Consider the following 715-nt stretch of genomic DNA (forward strand, 5'->3'; position numbering starts at 1 on the left):
TCAATCGAGCTTCTGGATACGCCCCTTTTCGAGACGAAACGTCCCGTGCGTTCCGCCTTGACGCTCGAAGTCGCTCTGTAGTTCGTCCCATGTGCCAAGATACTCGCGGCAACCGGCGCAATTGATCGGCGTGCGAGGTTGGACGTCTTTGGGAATCTGCAGTCGGATAATGCCGCAATAGGGGCATTCCAAAAGATGGTCCAGATACTTGCCGGCCATAGTTTCAATGGTCGTGTCGACTTCCTCGCCCGTCACAATGACGTCCTCAACGTTGCCGATCACGTCAGCGGGTCGCTTGGGTCCGGTGGGCATACCTGGAAAGTCCTTGAAGACAGTGCACGGGCAAGCGGGCCAACCGCAGCGACAATCTCAGCCGTTGGGATATGCGCCTCAATTGCAGCAGCAGTAAGGTTGAACACATGGGACGCGATCCCGATGCCTTTGAGGTCAGGATGGTTGAGGCTGTTAGCCACGTAACTGTCGAACAATTCTCGGGCGCGGTCCGATACGGGTCTTCTCCAAGCTTTCGCTAAAGCATCTAGGAGTTTGGCACGCGGCGCGACAATAGCGTTCGCGCGGCAAATTTCAAACTGAGGCAAACGGTTACGGACCTGGACGGGCAGCGTCGCGGACATGATCGAGACCGACGCCGTCTGAGAACGCGGCTATCCGCGAGTGGGGACGAGCTCGAGCGGGTGACGACGAAAATCGTCTC

1 protein-coding gene is annotated in these 715 nt (G+C 57.5%); it reads right to left on the reverse strand.

Annotation, left to right across the window (positions count from 1 at the left end; all coding sequences use genetic code 11):
- Window positions 1-312, reverse strand: coding sequence for a hypothetical protein (locus tag X742_RS0139655; protein ID WP_023775656.1), 312 nt, complete (start codon window positions 310-312; stop codon window positions 1-3).
- Between the last annotated feature and the right edge of the window lie 403 nt (window positions 313-715).

Source organism: Mesorhizobium sp. LNHC229A00 (genome assembly GCF_000502415.1).
In the GTDB taxonomy this organism is placed as follows: domain Bacteria; phylum Pseudomonadota; class Alphaproteobacteria; order Rhizobiales; family Rhizobiaceae; genus Mesorhizobium.